Origin of the sequence: Mesorhizobium zhangyense (genome assembly GCF_011045115.1) — a bacterium.
In the GTDB taxonomy this organism is placed as follows: domain Bacteria; phylum Pseudomonadota; class Alphaproteobacteria; order Rhizobiales; family Rhizobiaceae; genus Mesorhizobium_M; species Mesorhizobium_M zhangyense.
This window is the reverse complement of the sequence record NZ_JAAKZG010000004.1, coordinates 536,268-553,879: the sequence shown is the minus strand read 5'-3', so window position 1 is coordinate 553,879 and position 17,612 is coordinate 536,268. Positions and strand designations below refer to the sequence as shown.

17 protein-coding genes are annotated in these 17,612 nt (G+C 61.1%); 16 read left to right on the top strand and 1 reads right to left on the bottom strand.

Features of this window, described 5'->3' with window-relative positions:
- Window positions 1-36: 36 nt before the first annotated feature.
- From G6N74_RS12405 to G6N74_RS12370, 8 genes are all read left to right on the top strand, one after another.
- Window positions 37-750 carry a GntR family transcriptional regulator gene (locus G6N74_RS12405; RefSeq protein WP_165117700.1) on the top strand — a complete coding sequence of 238 codons (714 nt, stop codon included), beginning with the start codon at window positions 37-39 and terminating at the stop codon, window positions 748-750.
- A gap of 119 nt (window positions 751-869) precedes the next feature.
- Complete coding sequence (locus tag G6N74_RS12400) at window positions 870-1,904, top strand: LacI family DNA-binding transcriptional regulator (RefSeq protein ID WP_165117698.1); 1,035 nt, start codon at window positions 870-872, stop codon at window positions 1,902-1,904.
- Between the two features lie 181 nt (window positions 1,905-2,085).
- Entirely contained in the window at window positions 2,086-3,105 is a 1,020-nt protein-coding gene (locus G6N74_RS12395; RefSeq protein ID WP_246245731.1) for an ABC transporter substrate-binding protein, read from the top strand.
- Between the two features lie 48 nt (window positions 3,106-3,153).
- Window positions 3,154-3,993 carry an ABC transporter permease gene (locus G6N74_RS12390; protein WP_165117694.1) on the top strand — a complete coding sequence of 280 codons (840 nt, stop codon included), beginning with the start codon at window positions 3,154-3,156 and terminating at the stop codon, window positions 3,991-3,993.
- On the top strand, window positions 3,990-4,814 hold the full coding sequence (locus tag G6N74_RS12385; protein ID WP_165117692.1) for an ABC transporter permease: 825 nt from the start codon (window positions 3,990-3,992) through the stop codon (window positions 4,812-4,814). Before G6N74_RS12390 ends, G6N74_RS12385 begins: the two co-directional genes overlap by 4 nt.
- A 31-nt stretch (window positions 4,815-4,845) precedes the next feature.
- Window positions 4,846-5,865: a dimethylarginine dimethylaminohydrolase family protein gene (locus G6N74_RS12380; RefSeq protein WP_165117690.1), complete on the top strand. Its 1,020-nt coding sequence runs from the start codon at window positions 4,846-4,848 to the stop codon at window positions 5,863-5,865.
- The gene (locus tag G6N74_RS12375) at window positions 5,866-6,924 is read left to right on the top strand and encodes an ABC transporter ATP-binding protein (RefSeq protein WP_165117688.1); all 1,059 of its coding nucleotides are present in this window, start codon (window positions 5,866-5,868) and stop codon (window positions 6,922-6,924) included. It abuts the gene before it with no gap.
- Between the two features lie 80 nt (window positions 6,925-7,004).
- Entirely contained in the window at window positions 7,005-8,366 is a 1,362-nt protein-coding gene (locus G6N74_RS12370; protein ID WP_165117686.1) for a M24 family metallopeptidase, read from the top strand.
- A 347-nt stretch (window positions 8,367-8,713) separates the two neighbouring features.
- On the opposite strand, the gene G6N74_RS12365 is transcribed toward G6N74_RS12370, so the two are convergent.
- Window positions 8,714-9,505: an IclR family transcriptional regulator gene (locus G6N74_RS12365; protein ID WP_165117684.1), complete on the bottom strand. Its 792-nt coding sequence runs from the start codon at window positions 9,503-9,505 to the stop codon at window positions 8,714-8,716.
- Window positions 9,506-9,846: 341 nt separating this feature from the next.
- Between G6N74_RS12365 and G6N74_RS12360 the strand changes: the two genes are divergently transcribed.
- The 8 genes from G6N74_RS12360 (at window position 9,847) to G6N74_RS12325 (ending at window position 17,596) form a co-directional block, all read left to right on the top strand.
- Entirely contained in the window at window positions 9,847-10,368 is a 522-nt protein-coding gene (locus tag G6N74_RS12360; protein ID WP_165117682.1) for a TRAP transporter small permease, read from the top strand.
- Complete coding sequence (locus tag G6N74_RS12355) at window positions 10,365-11,642, top strand: TRAP transporter large permease (RefSeq protein WP_165117680.1); 1,278 nt, start codon at window positions 10,365-10,367, stop codon at window positions 11,640-11,642. Before G6N74_RS12360 ends, G6N74_RS12355 begins: the two co-directional genes overlap by 4 nt.
- Before the next feature lie 142 nt (window positions 11,643-11,784).
- Entirely contained in the window at window positions 11,785-12,792 is a 1,008-nt protein-coding gene (locus tag G6N74_RS12350; RefSeq protein ID WP_165117679.1) for a TRAP transporter substrate-binding protein, read from the top strand.
- 178 nt (window positions 12,793-12,970) lie between these two features.
- Entirely contained in the window at window positions 12,971-14,053 is a 1,083-nt protein-coding gene (locus G6N74_RS12345; protein WP_165117677.1) for a beta/alpha barrel domain-containing protein, read from the top strand.
- Window positions 14,050-14,970 (top strand): DUF6282 family protein, encoded by a 921-nt coding sequence (locus tag G6N74_RS12340; protein WP_165117675.1) that lies wholly within the window; start codon window positions 14,050-14,052, stop codon window positions 14,968-14,970. Before G6N74_RS12345 ends, G6N74_RS12340 begins: the two co-directional genes overlap by 4 nt.
- A gap of 1 nt (window position 14,971) precedes the next feature.
- Complete coding sequence (locus G6N74_RS12335) at window positions 14,972-15,736, top strand: HpcH/HpaI aldolase family protein (protein WP_165117673.1); 765 nt, start codon at window positions 14,972-14,974, stop codon at window positions 15,734-15,736.
- 4 nt (window positions 15,737-15,740) lie between these two features.
- Window positions 15,741-16,073, top strand: a complete 333-nt coding sequence (locus G6N74_RS12330) for a cupin domain-containing protein (RefSeq protein WP_165117671.1) — start codon at window positions 15,741-15,743, stop codon at window positions 16,071-16,073.
- Window positions 16,074-16,168: 95 nt separating this feature from the next.
- Window positions 16,169-17,596 carry an NAD-dependent succinate-semialdehyde dehydrogenase gene (locus G6N74_RS12325; protein ID WP_165117670.1) on the top strand — a complete coding sequence of 476 codons (1,428 nt, stop codon included), beginning with the start codon at window positions 16,169-16,171 and terminating at the stop codon, window positions 17,594-17,596.
- Window positions 17,597-17,612: the final 16 nt, after the last annotated feature.

The following is a 17,612-nucleotide window of genomic DNA, read 5'->3' as shown; positions in this document are numbered from 1 at the left end:
TTGACTCGAAACAATCCTGAATGCCAGCATACAGCCATGCTGAACCTAAGCACCTCACTCCTGGCGGATCAGAACGAGCGTCGAAACACGATCTCGGCGAAGGCTTATGTCGAATTGCGTGAGGCGATCATCACCGCACGCATCGCACCCGGTGCCAATATTTCGGAAACAGACGTCGCCCAGTCGCTCGGCATCAGCCGCACCCCTGTGCGTGAGGCTTTCACGCGGCTCTTCGATGAGGGTCTGATCGAGATTTCACCCCAAACTGGCACCCGCGTCTCGCTGATCGACATGGCTCGTGTCCGTGAGGCGGTGTTCATTCGCTCCACGCTTGAAAGTGCAGTCGTAGCCAGCAGCGGCATCCGGCCCGATCCGGCCATGCTGGACGAGATCGAGCTATCGCTTCGGGCGCAAGAACGTCTTGTTCACGGCGATGACATGGGCGCCCTGCACCGTGCCGACATGGCCTTCCATGCAGGTCTGCTTGGGGCTTTCGCACATCCGCGGGCGTGGACGGCGTGCCAGCACGTTTCGGCCGACATGATGCGCATCCAGTTCCTGATCGGCATGAAGCCGGATCATATCCGCTCGATCATCGCCGAGCACCGTGTCATTTTCGACGAGGTTCGGGCCGGCAATATGGGCGAGGCCGCACGGCTCATGGCGGCGCACATCCGCAATGCCGATTTGGATCAGGTGAGCTTGAAGCTCGAGCACCAGGAATTCTTCCGAGCCGGAGATCCCTCGTGAGCACCGCCGTCATTCGCTCTTCCCCGGTTGCGGATGGCGTGCGAGATTTTTTTTCGGTCATTTGTGAAACCGGTTTACTTAAACGGTTGTCTGCACATGTCTCGCGGGAGTGGGGCCGCTTGTCGGGAAGATTGAAAACCACCATTCGCGACGTCGCCCGGGCTGCCGGCGTGTCCGTCACGTCCGTTTCCCGCCATCTCAACGGGCAGATCAGCCTGCCGGAGGCGACGGCGAGCCGCATCCAGCGGGCAGCGGAGCGGCTAGGCTACCGGCCCAATGCGATCGCCCGCAGACTGAGCAGCGGCAAGAGCGAGACGCTCGGTCTCATCACTGCCGATATCGCCTATCCGCTGTTTGCAGAGATCGCCAGCGCATCGGAGGCCGAGGCCGCAAGGCATGGCTACAACCTCCTGATGTTCAACAGCCGGAACCTGGTGGAGAAGGAAGTCTCCTTCCTGTCGCGCATCGAAGACCGGCAGGTCGATGGCATATTGCTTCTCACCAACCATCATGATGACGGCCGGCTTTTGCGGCGGATCAACGAAACGGGAAGCGTCGTGCTTCTCGACGAGGACGTGCCGGGCGCGAAGGCGCCGCGCCTGTTCGCCGACAACATCCATGGCGGGCTCCTGGCGACACGTCATCTGATATCGCGTGGCCATACCCGTATCGCCGCTATCGGAGGGCCGCGAGGGCTTCTCAGCACCACAGAACGTCTCGATGGCTTTACGCGGGCGCTCGCGGAGGCCGGTCTCGATGCCGATCCCGCGCTGCTAAGGTTCTGCGCATATGAGGAGGCGCCTGCCTCGATTGCGTTTCTCGATCTTATGGAACAGGACGATCCGCCCACCGCGATCTTCACCTTCGGTGACATGCTGGCCACCGGTGCGATGCGGGCCGCGCGGCACGCCGGTATCCGCATTCCCGACGACATTTCGCTCGTCAGCTTCGACGATATCCGCAATGCGGACCTGCTCGCGCCGGCGCTGACCACGGTGCGTCAGTCGGCAGCTGAGTTCGGTACGCGCGGCGTCAACATGCTGCTCGATTTCATCGCCGGCCGGAAATCCGAAACGGTGACTGAACGGGTTGGCGTCGAACTCGTCATACGCAGTTCGGTGGCGCCGCCACACCGCCGTCCATCTGGACGTTAGATCGCGCTACCGGCTCCGGAAGCTCTGATGGGTTCCCGGTGCAGGCCAGGGAGGGAGAGAAAGAAAATTAGACCGCGGACGTGAAAGGGGAACACACATGTCCATCAATCGCTTTGGTCAAGACGCAGCGTTGATTGCGCTTGATAAATTTAGAAATGGGAACATCGATCGCCGAGGCTTCATGACCGCCATGGCCGGACTTGGCATCGCAGTCGCGTTCAAGCCGGGACCGGCTTCCGCCGAGGCGTCGGAAATCGTCGTCTGCAACTGGGGCGGCGCTGCCCTCGAAGCCTTTCAGAAGGCCTATGGCGAGCCTTTCAAGGCCAAGTCCGGCATGGAGGTCATCATCGACGGCGCCGGCCCGGCCACAGGCGCGATCCGCGCCATGGTTGATTCCAAGAACGTCACCTGGGATGCCACGGATGGCGGCATGGTGGACGCCGTCGTGCTCGGCAAGGGCGGCTATGTCGAGCCTATCGACTATTCCATCGTCGACAAGTCTCTTGTCGGCGAGGGCCTCGCTGCCGAGTTCGGCATTTGCAACTACACCTACTCCAACGTGCTGGCATATGACGCCAAGAAGGTCGGCGCCACTGCTCCTTCGAGCTGGAACGACTTCTTCGATCTCGAGAAGTTTCCCGGCAAGCGCACCATGTGCAAGTGGATTCAGGGTCAGCTCGAAGCCGTATTGCTTGCCGATGGCGTTAAGCCGGAGGAGATGTATCCGCTCGACGTCGACCGGGCCTTCAAGAAGCTCGAGCCACTGCTGCCGCAGCTGATCTTCTGGGAGTCCGGCGCGCAGAGCCAGCAGCTCTTCCGCGACGGAGAGGTGGTCATGGGCAATATCTGGCACACGCGCGCCAACCTGCTGCGCAAGGAGAACCCCGACTACACCTGGACCTGGAACCAGAACCTGATGTTCGCCAGCGCCTGGTCTGTGCCGAAGGGCAACCCCGCCGGCAAGAAGGTCTTCGACTTCATCAATTCGTCGTTGGACCCGGAGAGCCAGGTGACGCTGTTGCGCCTCATGGGCAACGGCCCCTCGAACCCGAAGGCGCTGGCACTGATGACCGACGAGGACAAGGCGGTCTATTCGCTGGCTCCTGAGAACGCCAAGTCCGGCCTGCCGATCTCGGCGCAATACTATGCCGATAACGAGGCCGAGCTGCAGAACAAGTTCCTCGACTTCATCTCACGCTAACCATCGGAGACCACCACCGGCCAACGGCCGGTGGTGGTTCGAAAGATCATGACCTCATTCCAGCGTTGGGCCTTCTGCTTGACGGTGCCGGCAGCGCTTTTGACCCTGTGTCTCTACGTGCTACCCATCCTTCAGGTGCTGGCGCTCAGTTTCACCGAGCCGACCGTTGGCCTCGGCAATTATGTGGCCCTGTTCCAGAACGCCGCGATCGGCCGCGTCGTGCGCACGACCGTGTTCGTCTCGGCTGTGACGACCGTGCTCACTATCGTCATGAGCTACGCGGTGGCCTTTGCGCTGGTTCATATGCCGCCGGCCACGCGTCGCGTCGCGCTGTTCATGGTCATGGTGCCGTTCTGGATATCGGTGCTGGTGCGAGCCTTTGCCTGGATCACCATCCTACGCCGCAATGGCGTGCTCAACTCGGCCCTCGTCGGCAGTGGGGCCGTCAGCCAGCCGCTCGAACTGGTGTACAACCAGTTCGGTGTCATCGTCGGCATGGTGCATTACATGATGCCCTTCGCCATCATGCTGCTCTACGCCAATCTGTCGGAGATCGACCTCAGGATCATTCAGGCAGCCAGATCGCTTGGCGCCCGCCCGGTCTCCATCTTCTTCCGCGTCTGGCTGCCGCTCTCCATGCCCGGCCTGGCGATCGCCGGCCTGTTCATCGTCATCTTCTCACTCGGCTTCCTGGTTACGCCGGCGATCCTTGGTGCCGGTCGGGTGCTGATGGTCGCAGAATACATCTCCGTGCAGATATCCTCGACGCTGCGCTGGGGCGTGGCGACGGCGCTGTCGACCATGCTGCTGCTCGTCGTCGGCATCCTGATCGCGCTCGCCATGCGCAGCCCGGCTCTGCGCGCCGCCTTTGAAGGGGGCCGCAAATGACGCCGCGCAGCCGACGCCTGCTCGAACGCGGGCTGCCCAAGCTTGTCGCCTGGCTGCTGCTCGCCTTCCTGTTCGTTCCCGTGCTCGTGGTCATTCCCGTGGCGCTGACCGACCGGGACTATCTGTCCTTGCCCAACAACGGCATTTCGTTCGACCATTTCGCCGCCCTGGCGAACTGGCGCGCCGGCTGGATGCCGAGCATACTCACCAGCCTCGGCATCGCCATGGCCTCGGCCGTCATTGCGACGGCCGTCTCGGCGGCCTTCGCCATCGGCGCCTGGGTCTATGTCGGACGCTGGCCCTCGATCCTGCGCGTCATCCTGCTTTCGCCGCTGATCGTGCCGCCGATCATCTATGCGGTCGGCATGGTGCGGCTTTGGTCGAAGCTGGGGCTTCTCGACACATGGCTTGGCGTCACCATCGTCCACGTCATCCTGGCCATGCCACTGGCGGTGCTGGCGATCGGCGCTTCGCTGTCGAACCTCGATCCGAGACTGGTGCAGGCGGCCCGCTCGCTCGGCGCCCGTCCGGCGACCATCTTCGGCCGCGTCATCCTGCCCAACATCGTTCCGGGCACGGTCGCCGGAGCGATCCTCGCCTTCATCGTCTCCTGGGACGAGATCACCGTGACGCTGTTCATCACCAGCCGAGGCATCGTCACCCTGCCACGCAAGATCTGGACGAGCATCGCAGATGCCGTCGACCCCGCGCTGGCCGCGATCGCGACCGTCATGCTGGCGGTGACCATCGTCGGCCTCATCCTGCGCATGACCGTCTGGGACCGTATCGCCCAGCGTCGGTCACGACACGACTTTCAATAGCTTCGCTTGGTTCAGAAAGGAAATCGAAGACATGACTGCCCACAGCGCCGCAATGAGCGAGCACGAATACCGCGAGGCCAAGTTCTTCCAGACTTTTGGCTCCGTCCCAACGCCGGCTTTCCACGACCCCGAAGAACAGACCCGCGTCTGGGGCCGACCTTGGGGTTGCACCAGTGATGTCGGCAAGCTGCGCGCCGTGCTGATGCATAGGCCCGGCGAGGAAATCAATGTCGTCGACAAGAACAAGCCGATGCCCGAGATCGGCGGTTTCGGCGATCCGGAGAAGGGCTGGTACTTCATGGGCAAGACCCCGCCGGATCTTGCCGCCATGCAGGCCGCCCACGATGCCTTCACCAAGCTGCTGCGGTCCGAAGGCGTCGACGTCATCCTGACCGAGAAGGCGGCGCCCGGCGCCCTCAAGTCGACCTTCTGCCGCGACAGCGTCATCGGCGTGAAGGGCGGCGCGATCGTCACACGCCTTGCCCGCCGCGCGCGCCGCGGCGAGGAGCTGATGGTCACCCAGGCGCTGGCCAAGGCCGGCTGCCCGATCCTCGGCACACTGCATGGCGAGGCAGTGTTCGAGGGCGGCGGCTTCGCGCTGATCGACGACAAGACGGCCGTCTGCTCGGTGTCCGTCGCCTGCAATCCCGAAGGCGTCCGCCAGGTCGAGATGATCCTCAACAGCCTCGGCGTCGAGCTGATCAAGGTGCCGATGCCCGGATACCGTATCCACATCGACGGCAGCTTCATGATGATCGACCGCGAGACCGCGATTATCAACATCAACGAACTGCCTTATGTCTTCATCGACTATCTGAACAAGCGCGGCATGAAGCTGATCGAGCTGCCGCCGGAAGACAACGCCTTCTCGCTCAACTGCCTGGCCATTGGGCCCGGCCGGGTCGTCATGCACGCCACCCGCACGCCGCGCCTGGCCGACCGTCTCGACGCCGCCGGCATCGAGATCTTGACGCTGGACTATGAATGCATCGAACTGAACGGTGGCGGCATCCACTGCTCGACAGGTCCGCTTGCCCGGGATCCGATCTGAATGTCCTTTCTAGACGTCCGAAACCTCCGCAAGACCTACGGTTCCGCCGTCGCGCTAGACGGCATCGACCTGTCGATCGAGGCGGGGGAGTTCGTCACCTTGCTCGGCCCCTCGGGGTCGGGCAAGACGACGCTTCTGATGTCGGTCGCCGGCTTCACCAAGCCTGACGAAGGCGCCATCCTGCTGGATGGCGCCGACATCACGCGCGTGGATCCGGAGGACCGGAATTTCGGACTTGTCTTTCAGGGCTATGCGCTGTTTCCCCACCTTAACGTGGCGGACAACATCGCCTTCCCCTTGCGGGTTCGCAAATGGAACAAGGCCAGGATCGCCGCCAGGGTCGAGGAGGTCATGAAACTCGTCGGATTAGACAAACTGGCGGCGCGCAGGCCGCGTGAACTGTCGGGCGGCCAGCAACAGCGCGTGGCGATCGGCCGCGCGCTCGCCTTCGGGCCGAAGATACTGCTGCTCGACGAACCGCTGTCGGCGCTCGACCGCACGCTGCGCGACACCATGCAGCGCGAGCTCAAGCGATTGCATCAGGAAACCGGCGTGACCTTCGTCTATGTTACCCATGACCAGGAGGAAGCCTACGCCATGTCGGATCGCATAGCGGTCTTCCACAATGGCGGAATCGTCCAGGTCGGTACCCCGCGCGACATCTACCGCGCACCCGCTTCGCGTTTCGTCGCGGGCTTCCTCGGCGGCAACAACATCGTTTCGGCGCGTGTCACCGACGGCGGGATCGAGCTGTTCGGGGCAAAGGCGCCGATGCCCGGCGGCTATGATGCATCGCGGCATGGGCTATCGGCGCTCACGATCTGGATGCGGCCGGAAGACATCGCTATCGGCGAGCCGCAGCCCGGCGCCATCGCCTTTCCCGTCACCGTGGCCGACGTTTCCTTCGTCGGCTCTTCCGAGCGCGTGACCGTATCCACCCCGGACAACCAGGAACTGCTGGTCCTGGCATCCTCGGCGGCGGCCCGCGACATCACTGCTGGTGGCAAGGTCACCTGCAGCGTGCTGCCGTCGAGCATCGGCTTTCTTGCTGAGGAATAGGACGGCATACATCGCCGGCGCATCCAGTCGACTGTCGGCTTCGGCCGAAATACGCACTCACTGACAGATTGAGAGACATGATGAACATCAGCCTTCGCACCATCGACATTCCCGACTTCGGACTTCCCGTCGAGCGCCCCGCCATTCCGGCCGCGACCTATGAGGCACGCTGCGCCAAGGCGCTGACACGCGCCGGAACGGACTGGCTCGCTGTCTACGCCGACCGCGAGCATGCCGCCAACATTGCCTTCCTGACCGGCTTCGAACCGCGTTTCGAGGAGGCGGTCCTGCTACTCGGCAGGTGGGGCCAGCGCATCATCGTCACCGGCAACGAGAATCTCGGCTACACGCCCATCGCCGGACTGCCGGGCATCGTCACCCTGCTGGCGCAGTCGCTCAGCCTGATGGCGCAGGACCGCACACAGAAGCCGGACCTCGTGGCCGTGCTGCGCGAAGCCGGAATCGCTTCAGGTGACAGTGTCGGCCTGGTGGGCTGGAAGTATCTTGAGAAGGAAGAGTGGCCCGCGGGGCGTCCGGCCTTCCTTGTGCCGGCCCTTATCGTCGATGCGATCGCTTCGATCGTGTCCGCGTCGTCCATCGTCGATGCGACGCCGGTACTCATGCACCAGACAGACGGGTTGCGCGCCGTCGTCGATGCCGATCAGATCGCCGAGGCCGAATGGGGTGCGGCCCGGTCTTCAATGGCCGTGTGGCGTATCCTCAGCGGCTTCACGCTCGGCGACACCGAACTGATGGCGGCCTCGCGCATGGGTTATGCTGGTGAGCCGATGAACTGCCATCCGATGCTGGCGACCAATGACGCGTCTGGCCAGGTGATCGGCCTGCGCAGCCCTACGGCTCGTGTGCCGAAGCGTGGCGATGGCGTTACCACTGCGGTCGGCTACTGGGGCGGATTGACGGCCCGTGGCGGCCTGATCGCCGAGCATGACGACACTTTTCTTGACGTGGCCAAGGCCTATTTCCGTGGGCTGATTGCCTGGTACGAGACGGCTGGCATTGGCACCGAGGGTGGTGCGATCCACGAGGCAGTGGTTTCGACCCTGGCGCGCGGCAAGCTGCGCCCAGCCCTCAATCCCGGCCATCTCGTCGGCCTCGACGAGTGGATGAACTCGCCGATCCGTCCTGGCTCGACCGAGCGCATCGTTTCCGGCATGCCGTTCCAGGTCGACATCATACCCGTGCCGATGCCTGATGGATGGACGCTCAATTGCGAGGACGCGGTGACCTTCGCCGATGCTGGCCTGCGTGCTGAGATCGCGGAGCGTCATCCGGCGCTGTCGCAGCGGTTTGAGGCGCGCCGCCGGTTTGTCGCCGAGCGGATCGGTATCACGGTGAAGGAGGATATCCTGCTGCTGTCGGCCATTCCACTCTGCCTGCCGCCCTTCTGGCTTGCCAGCGGCAAGCTTCTAGGCCGTGACTGAGAACCGTCATCCAGGTCTCTTGGGTATGAGCAGACCGTCGCGCGCGGGACAGGACGCGGCTCAGTTTTCTCAAAATCGCCGTGATCAACAACAGCATATCCCATTGGCTTGCGCAAAACCGACAGGAGTATCTCGGGGAGTTTCAGAAGATTACGCGAGCGTGTCGCGAAGACTGGTGGCAAGCGCCGCCTCGCCAGGAAATCCCCCGTCATGGACGGTTTCGAGCAAATTCTGGGAAATTGGCGGGGCTTCGCACGGCCAGTGATTTTCCTGGAGTCTCTGCTTTATCAGGCGCATTCCCGCTGGAAGCGAAAGCCTGATCTATACAGGCTGGTGCATCGCGTCGCTCACGACATCATGCCATTGCCTAGGACTTTTGAGATCGAGGCTGCAAGGTCGAGGATAGTCTTCACCGTTTGGGGATTGTCCTCTTTCGGCAAATGCTGAATCGAGCCGACAAGGCCGACACTGGCGACGAGATTGTCCCGGTAATCATAGATAGGTGCTGCGATCGCGTTGACGCCGAGCAGCGATTCCTCGGGTGCTGAGGCGTAACCTCTCTTTCTGACTTCGCCAATCTGATCGAGCAATTCCTCGAAAGAGGTGATGGTGCAGCTTGTCAGAGCCTGCAACTTTCTTTTCGCCAGGCTGTCCGTCATCGACTTCGGCCCATAGGCCAGGAAAATCTTGCCCTGGGCCGAGGCGTGCAATTCGAGTTCGCTGCCAGGACGAACCCCGATCTCTATGGATTTATTGCCAGGAAATGTCGCCAGCACGAAAGCGCTTTTCGGCGTGGGGGTGCTGAGAACCACTGCCAGCCCTGTATTCGTGCGTGCCTCGCGCATAAGAGGCTCGGTGAGGGCTGTGATATCGTCTGTTGAGGGGGCAAGCTTGGAAATGAGCCATGCTTTCGGGCCAAGCTTGTAGCGCGTGGAAATCGGATCCTGAGTGAGATAGCCACGCTCGGAGAGCGTATGGAGGTGCTTGAAAACGGCGCTCTTGGCTATTCCGATATCTGAGGCGATCTGGGTCACGCCTAATGGCTCCTGGGCGAACGCAACCTTCTCCAGAATATGGAGCGTCGTATCAGCTGCTTTGACCCCCTCCGTGACCGAAAGTTTTTTATCGTTTTTTTCCATATCGCTCTGAACCCCGTCTAATTCTCATAGTCGTCCGATGCCGATCGTGTCGACACCTATATCGCTCGCGAACGCGCCTCTGCGACATGCCAGGACATTGACGGTCTGCGCCAACGTGGCCGATTGAACGCAATCCGCTTGACATATGTAACATAATTGCGAGAATTGAGAACAACGTTCTTTCATAGAGAACATTTTTTTAGTAAGGCTGGCTCGCAGCCTATAGCTGTTTTGGGTGGAGCTACAGGAACACCGGGAGGGGGATCAGCGATATCGCGATCCCGGCTGTCGATTCTCTGTACGCCGCCATTGACGTTCTTGGGAGTCTGAGCGGAGGAATTATGAATAAATCTGCGGAACCAAATCGGGCTGCCAGAGCCTATCTCGGATATGTGAAGGTCGTCGAGACCCTCGGCATTCTCACCATGGCTGCTCTGGTCAGCATCATCGTAGCGCAGGTGGGCTGCCGCTACATTCTCGGCTTCTCGCTCTATTGGGCGGACGAGGTCACCAAGTCGCTGATGATCTGGACGGCGTTCCTTATGGCGGGCCTGGCTTACACGCAAGGTGAACTGCCGGCGATGCGCCTCCTTCTGGAACTGTTTCCGGCCGGACTGGTTCGCATCATCGACATCATCATGGCGGTCCTTATCGTCCTGACGCTCATAGCGCTTGCCCGTTATGGCTTCGAATTCGCATGGCGAACACGCCACCAGTCGATGATCGCCCTGAACATTTCCCTGTTTTGGGTTCATGTCTCCATTCCGGTGGGGTGCGTGCTTCTGATCTTTCATGTCGCACTCCATAAATGGCTGGCGCCGATCCAGCCTTATCTCGAAACGCCTGTGGAGTTGGTTCAGTGATCTGGCTTGGCTCGGTTTTTGTGACTACCCTGCTGTTGGGCATGCCGATCGTTTTCGTGCTGGTCATCAGTGCTCTCAGCTATTTCCTGTTCACGGGACAGACGCAGTTTCTCATCACTCTTCCGCAGCGAATGTTTGCCGGTATGGACCAGTTCGTCCTCCTGGCTATTCCAATGTTCGTGCTTGCCGGCAACCTGATGGAGGTCGGCGGACTCACCAACCGTTTGATTGTGTTCGCCAATTCCATTGTCGGGCGATTCCGTGGCGGGCTTTCCCTGACCGCGGTCTGGGGGAGTTTCCTGTTTGGCGGCGTCAGCGGTTCGGCAGCAGCACAGGCCGCAGCACTCAGCAGCATCATGGTCCCCGACATGGAGAAGGAGGGATACGATCCCGACTATTCGGCGGCACTGATCGCGACGTCCTCCGTTATGGATGCTCTGGTGCCGCCCAGCATTACCATGATCATCTACGGCTCGCTGAGCAGCACCTCGATCTCACAACTGTTCATTGCCGGCATTGTCCCTGGGTTCCTGATTGCGATCGGCTTGTCTGCCTATGCCGTCTATGTCGCTCACAGGCGCGGCTATCCCAAGCTTGCCCCCGTCGGGCTTAGGGAATTCGCGCGCTCGGCCTGGGCCAGTCTTCCGGTCCTGCTGCTGCCGGTGATCATCATCTTCGGCATCCGAGGCGGCATCTTCACGGCGACAGAAGCTTCAGGGATAGCTGTTGTCTATGCCATGCTGGTCGCGGCCTTCTACTATCGCGTCTTGAGCTGGAGCCATATGCGACGAGCGCTTCTGGCAACGGCGATCATGAGCACGGTGATCTATCTGTTGATCGGCATGGCCAATATCGCCGCACTGATCTTCGCGATGGAGCAGCTTCCCAAGCATACGGTGGAACTTCTGACCACCTTGACCGACAACAAGTATGTTCTGTTGTTGCTGGTCAACATCATCCTGCTGGTTCTCGGCATGTTCCTTGAAGCGACAGGCATCCTCATCCTGACCGTGCCGGCGCTCATGGCGATCGGAAATGCAATCGGCATGGACCCGGTTCAACTCGGCGTCATGGTTGTCACCAATGTGGTGATCGGCTTCGTTCATCCGCCGGTCGGGCTGTGTCTCTACGTGGTCGCAAGCGTCACCAAACGAAAGGTGGAAGCCGTGGCCTGGGAGGCGCTTCCGATGATCGGGGTCACCCTGATCGTGCTCGCGCTTGTGACGCTGGTCCCTGAGGTCAGCCTTTTCCTTCCTCGCTTGCTGATGCCGTAAAGGTAGGGTGGCTCGGCTGCTTTCGCAGCCTTTTCGGAAAACGCCCAATACGGATTGTCAGGCCGCCAAGGCGGCTTGACAATTTCTGCGGGACAATCAAGAATGAGAACATCGTTCTTACAGAGAGAACAAGGGGAGGATCATGAAAGTTTCTAAAGTTCTTGGATTTGCAATCGTGCTGGCTCTGGTGGCTGCAACGAGTGCCAAGGCGGAAGACGTTACGCTTCGCCTCGGACATGCGGTTTTCGAGAAGCACCCGAATCACGACACTGCCGTACGTTTCAAAGAGGCGGTTGAACGAATCTCGAAGGGCAGCGTGAAGGTCGACATCTTTCCGTCACGCCAGCTCGGTGACGTCAAGGAATTGATGGAAGGCGTCGAGTTCGGCACGGTCGATATGACTGTCAACTCTTCTTCGGCCCTTGCGACCGTCGAGCCATCCATCGACGCATTTCAGCTTCCGGGTGTGATCGGCAGCTACGAGGAGTTCGCCAAGCTTGCCGTTTCTCCGGCCGCCAAGGCGATCATGGCAACGCTCGATAACCAGGGGATAGTCGCTCTCGGTCTCTATGACGGTGGTCAGCGTCACTTCCTCACGGTGAAGAAGCCGGTCGAGAAGATGGCGGATCTTCAGGGTATGAAGACGCGCGTCGCGCCGGTCCGGCTGTTCCTGGACGTCTGGTCAGCCGTCGGCGTGAGCCCCACGCCAATGGCCTATGGCGAAGTCTATCCTGCTCTTGAGACCGGTACGCTCGACGCGGTCGAGATCAATCTGACTTCGATCGAGAGCGAGAAATATTACGAGATCGCCAAGAACATCACGCTGACAGGACACTACTTCTGGCCGAGCTTCCTCTTGATAAACAAGGCAAAGCTGGAGGGCCTCACGCCCGAGCAGCAGACGGCAATCCGTCAGGCCGCCGATGAAATAGTCGAACCGCAGGTGATGGCCGTTGCCGCCCTCGACAAGCAGATCATCGAGGACCTCAAGGGTCGCGGCGTGAACGTCATCGAACCGGACGCCCAGTTCAAGCAGGATCTCTCCGCAGCCATGAAACCGGTTGTCGATAGCTACGCTTCAAAGAACCCGCTGATTGCGGACTTCGTCAAAGAGGCTCAGGCCATTCACGCCGGCAAGCCGGCGAACTGATCCAGGTAACACCGGCCGCGCCTAAAGTGCGGCCGACCCCGTGCAATGCATTATCCGAGCCGATCGTCGCGGACATTCGCGACTCATCCCTTTTGGAATGCGAATATCATGCGGCCGTGAGGCCGGGTCACTTTCTTTTGGCGCCTGTCATCAAAGAGCAGGCGTAGGACATATCCAAATGACCATCAGTCTTGAAACCAATGTCGGCAGCCTGCGCCTGAAGAACCCGGTCATTGCGGCCTCGGGCGAGCATATGATCGACGAGGCTGGTATCCGCTCGGCGATCGTCGCTGGGGCGGGTGCTGTGGTGGTCAAGTCGACGAACGAGTCCCAGGCTGCGAAAGACCAGTTGCTGCGCGCCGAATATGTGGCGCTCGGCAATGACTGGGAACCGGTCGAGTGGGGCCCCGATGCTCCGCGCGACGCCACGCTGGTGACGCGCTCGGGACTGACGCCGCTGGGCTTCGAGGAATGGATCGAACAGAACCTGCGGATGGACATGCTGGCGAAGCAGCATGACTGCCTGCTCGTGCCGAGCCTCATTCTGGCAGGTCTCGATGACGCAGTCTTGATGGCGAAGGCGATCGAACAGGCCGGCTTCCGGGCGTTCGAATTCAATATCGGCACGCCCTATGCCAGTCAGGCCGCCAAAGGCGCCGTCAGCACCGAACTATCGCCCGATCGCGTCGCGATGATCACGCAAACCCTGCGCGCGGCGATTTCGACCCCGTTCTGGATCAAGGTCACCGGGCAGAGTGAGCGCGTAGCCGATCTAGCCCAGGCAGCCTTCGACGCCGGTGCTGAAAGCGTAGTCATGGCTGGGCGGCTTCTTGGCCTTGTTCCGGATCTCGAAACGCAGGCGCCGGTGCTCGGCACGAGCTGCGGCATCGGCGGCTTCTGGAACCTGCCGCTGACATGCCACTGGCTTGCGCTTACCCGCCGCCAGCTCGGGTCGGAACGCAGTCTTATAGGCATCAACGGTGCGGCGAGCGGCCGCGACGTCGCCCGTATGATGCTGGCGGGCGCATCGGCGGTCGGTCTGTCGTCGGCCGTGATGATGCGCGGATTCCAGTTCATCACGGACAGCATCGCCGAACTGGAAACCTATTGCCGCGAGAAGCAGATGAACGCATCCGATCTCGTCGGCATCGCCGCCGACCGGCGCAAGTCGTTTGCCGATATGCCGCCGCTCGACAATCACTGGCGGAAATTCACTCCCGCCGCGCTTCCGGAAAATCAACAAAGCAGGAGGACGTCATGAACGTCGCCAACAAGCCCAGCGAACGCGAAACCATCGTAGCCGATCTCATGAAAGGCACTGTCGACCTTCACGTCCACAGCGGTCCGTCGCTGATGCCGCGCAAGGTCGACCATATCGAGGTCGTCAGGCAGGCCGCGGATGCAGGCATGAAGGCGATCCTTCTGAAGGATCACTACTACCCGACGATGCCGATCGCACATCTGCTCAACAAGCATCTCGACCTGCCCGTCGAGACATTGGGCGCCATTGTGCTCAACAATCCTGTCGGCGGCCTCAATCCAAGTGCTGTCGACTACGCGCTGAAGCAGGGTGCGCGCATCGTCTGGATGGCGACGGCGCATGCGCGCAATCACATCGACCACGACAAGAAGGACGCCGATTTCAAGAACAAGTTCCCGGTCAACAGCAAGAAGACCGTGCAGCCGATCCCGGCATCGCTCGTCGACGGCAAGGGAGTAGTGACCGACGACGTCAAGCTGATCCTCGATCTCATAGCGCAGGCCGATGCCGCCGTATCCGGCGGGCATCATCACATCGATGAACTCTATCCCTTCTATGAGGAAGCCAAGAAGCGTGGCGTCACGCGGCTGTTCCTGAACCACCCGACCTATGTCAACGAAGGCTCGTTCCAGGACATCAGCCGCCTCGTCAGCATGGGTGTGAAGATGGAGCATTCGATCTGCATGTTCGTGCCTTCCACTTTCTATCTGTTCGACAAGGAACATCTGAAGGCGGCAATCGCCGCTGCCGGCGTCGACAACACTTTCTTCGGATCGGACCTCGGGCAGAACAACAACCCGACCCCCGTCGAGGGCTTCAGGCTGATGATCGAGCTGCTGCTCGATCTCGATTACAGCGTCGACGACATCCGCAAGATGGTGTCGACCAACGCATCCGACTTCGTGGGTCTTCAATAAGATGCAGAGCCTGCGTGCCCGTATCCGCGCGGGCGAAACGATTGTCGGTACCTTCATCAAGACGCCAGCGCCGCATGTCGTGGAACTGTTGGGTCTGGGTGGGCTCGACTTCGCCGTAGCTGACCGCGAGCACGCGCCCATAGGCATCGAGGCGCTCGATATGCTCGTCGCTACGGCGCGCGGTGTCGGACTGCCGCTGCTGGTGCGCATCCCGTCGAATGAGCCGGTGTCGATCGCATCAAGCCTCGATGTCGGGGCGGAAGGCGTATTGGTGCCGCATGTGCGCAATGTCGACGAGGCAATGGCCATTGTGAAGGCCGCCAAATATGCCGCCGGCGAACGTGGGTTTTCGCCGTCGGCGCGGGCGGGCCTTTATGGAACCGACGATCCCGCCGCCTACCGCAAACGTGCCGACGACGGCAGCGTTCTGATGGTGCAGATCGAGGATGCGGAGGCGCTCGACCATCTCGATGCGATCGCTTCAATCCCCGAAATAGACGCCTTGTTCATCGGCCCCGCCGATCTGGCGCTTTCGCTTGGCTGCGGCCCCACTGACGCGGCGCTCGCAGACGCGATTGACCGCATCGCTGCGGCAGGCAGGCGCCATTCGAAGCCGGTGGCGATCTTCGTTGGGCGCAGCGACCAGATTGCGGCCTGCACGGCCAAAGGCATCAGCATTTTCGTCTGCGGATCGGACCAGTCGATGATCCTGGCAGGGGCACGACAGATCAAGGCCGCCGCAAACGGCCCGGAACCGAAAGGATGAAGCAATGAACATACACAGCATCGACTGGGAAGCGATCGAATGGACGCCGGTTCGCCATGGCGTCGATCGCAAGGCATTTTCCGGCGCAGGAGCGACGGTGGCGCTGCATCGCCTGCAGCCGGATCATGAGCCGAAGCCGCATAACCATGTTCACGAGCAGATCGTCTACATCCTTGCCGGAACCGTAGATTTCCATATCGGCGAAGAAGTCGTGCGTCTCGGCCCAGGCGGCCTCGCCGTCGTTCCGTCTATGGTCATGCACCATGCTGTCGTCGTCGGTAATGAGCCGGCGCTCAATCTCGACGTCTTCACGCCGTCGCGTCCCGAATACGCCTGACCTTTCCGACGATTGTTTGAACCGGGGATCGCGCTTCTGCCACGCTCCCACAGATCCCTTTGGCATCGCCCCTCGCACTAGACTGGAACGAACTCATGACCGCAAGCCTATTTATCAACGGAAAATGGACCGAAGGAACGGGAACCCGCCGGGGCAAGCTCCTCAACCCGTCCACCGGGGCTGAGATCGGCGAAGTCGCGTTTGCTGAAAAGGCAGACCTCAATGCAGCGCTCACTGCTGCGGAAGCGGGTTTCAGGGTCTGGAGCCAGACCTCGGCCTATGAACGCTCGAGGATTTTGCGCAAGGCGGCGGATCTTGCCCGCCAGCATGCCGGCGCCATTGCCGAAGCCATCACACGCGAACAGGGCAAGCCGCTCGCGGAAGCGCGGATGGAAGCAGGCAGCGCAGGTGACCATATCGACTGGTATGCCGAAGAAGCGCGGCGCACCTATGGTCGTGTCATTCCCGCCCGTACGCCGAGCACGCAACAGATGGTGCTTTTTGAGCCCGTCGGTCCTGTGGCAGCGTTCAGCCCTTGGAATTTCCCGATCGGCCAGCTTGTACGAAAGATCGCGGGTGCTCTGGCGGCCGGTTGCTCGGTGATCGCAAAAGCGCCGGAAGAAACGCCGACCTGCGCCATCAAGCTCGTCGAGTGCTTTGAACGGGCCGGCGTTCCGGCGGGTGTCGTCAACCTCGTTTTCGGGGTTCCGTCCGAGATTTCAGAGCATCTCATTACGTCTCCCATCATCCGCAAGGTGTCATTTACAGGCTCGGTCCCCGTCGGTCGCCACCTGGGCGCTCTCTCGGCCCAGCACCTCAAACGCACGACGATGGAACTCGGCGGCCACGCCCCGTTTATCGTTTGTGACGATGTCGATATCGCCGCAATTGCGGGTCTCGGCGTCGCCCTCAAATTCCGCAATGCCGGCCAGGTCTGCGCCTCGCCGACGCGCTTCCTCGTACAGGACGGTATTTATGACGCGTTCCTCGATGCGTTCGTTTCCGGCGCAAAGAATCTCAAGGTTGGGGATGGTTCTGCGGAAGGCGTCCAGATGGGACCAGTCGCCCATGCCCGCCGGCTCGACGCTATGGAAGGCTTTGTGCGTGATGCGGTTGAGAAGGGCGCCGAGCTGAAGACAGGCGGAAGCCGCATCGGCAATGAAGGTTTCTTCTTTGAACCGACCGTTCTGGCTGATGTGCCGCTTTCCGCCCGCGTCATGAACGAGGAACCGTTCGGCCCGATCGCGGTCGTCAACCGTTTCAATGATCTGGAAGACGCCATCGCCGAGGCAAACCGCTTGCCTTACGGCCTTGCCGCCTTCGCGTTCTCGAAGCGCACCGACCGCACCGACCGCCTCATGCGCGGCATTGAGACCGGCATGATGTCGATCAATCACTTCGGTCTTGCAGCACCTGAAACGCCCTTCGGCGGCATTAAGGACTCCGGCCATGGCAGCGAAGGCGGGAGCGAAGGTATCCAGGCCTATCTGACGACGAAGTTCGTCAGCCAGTTGAACGCCTGACATGACAGGTCGGGCG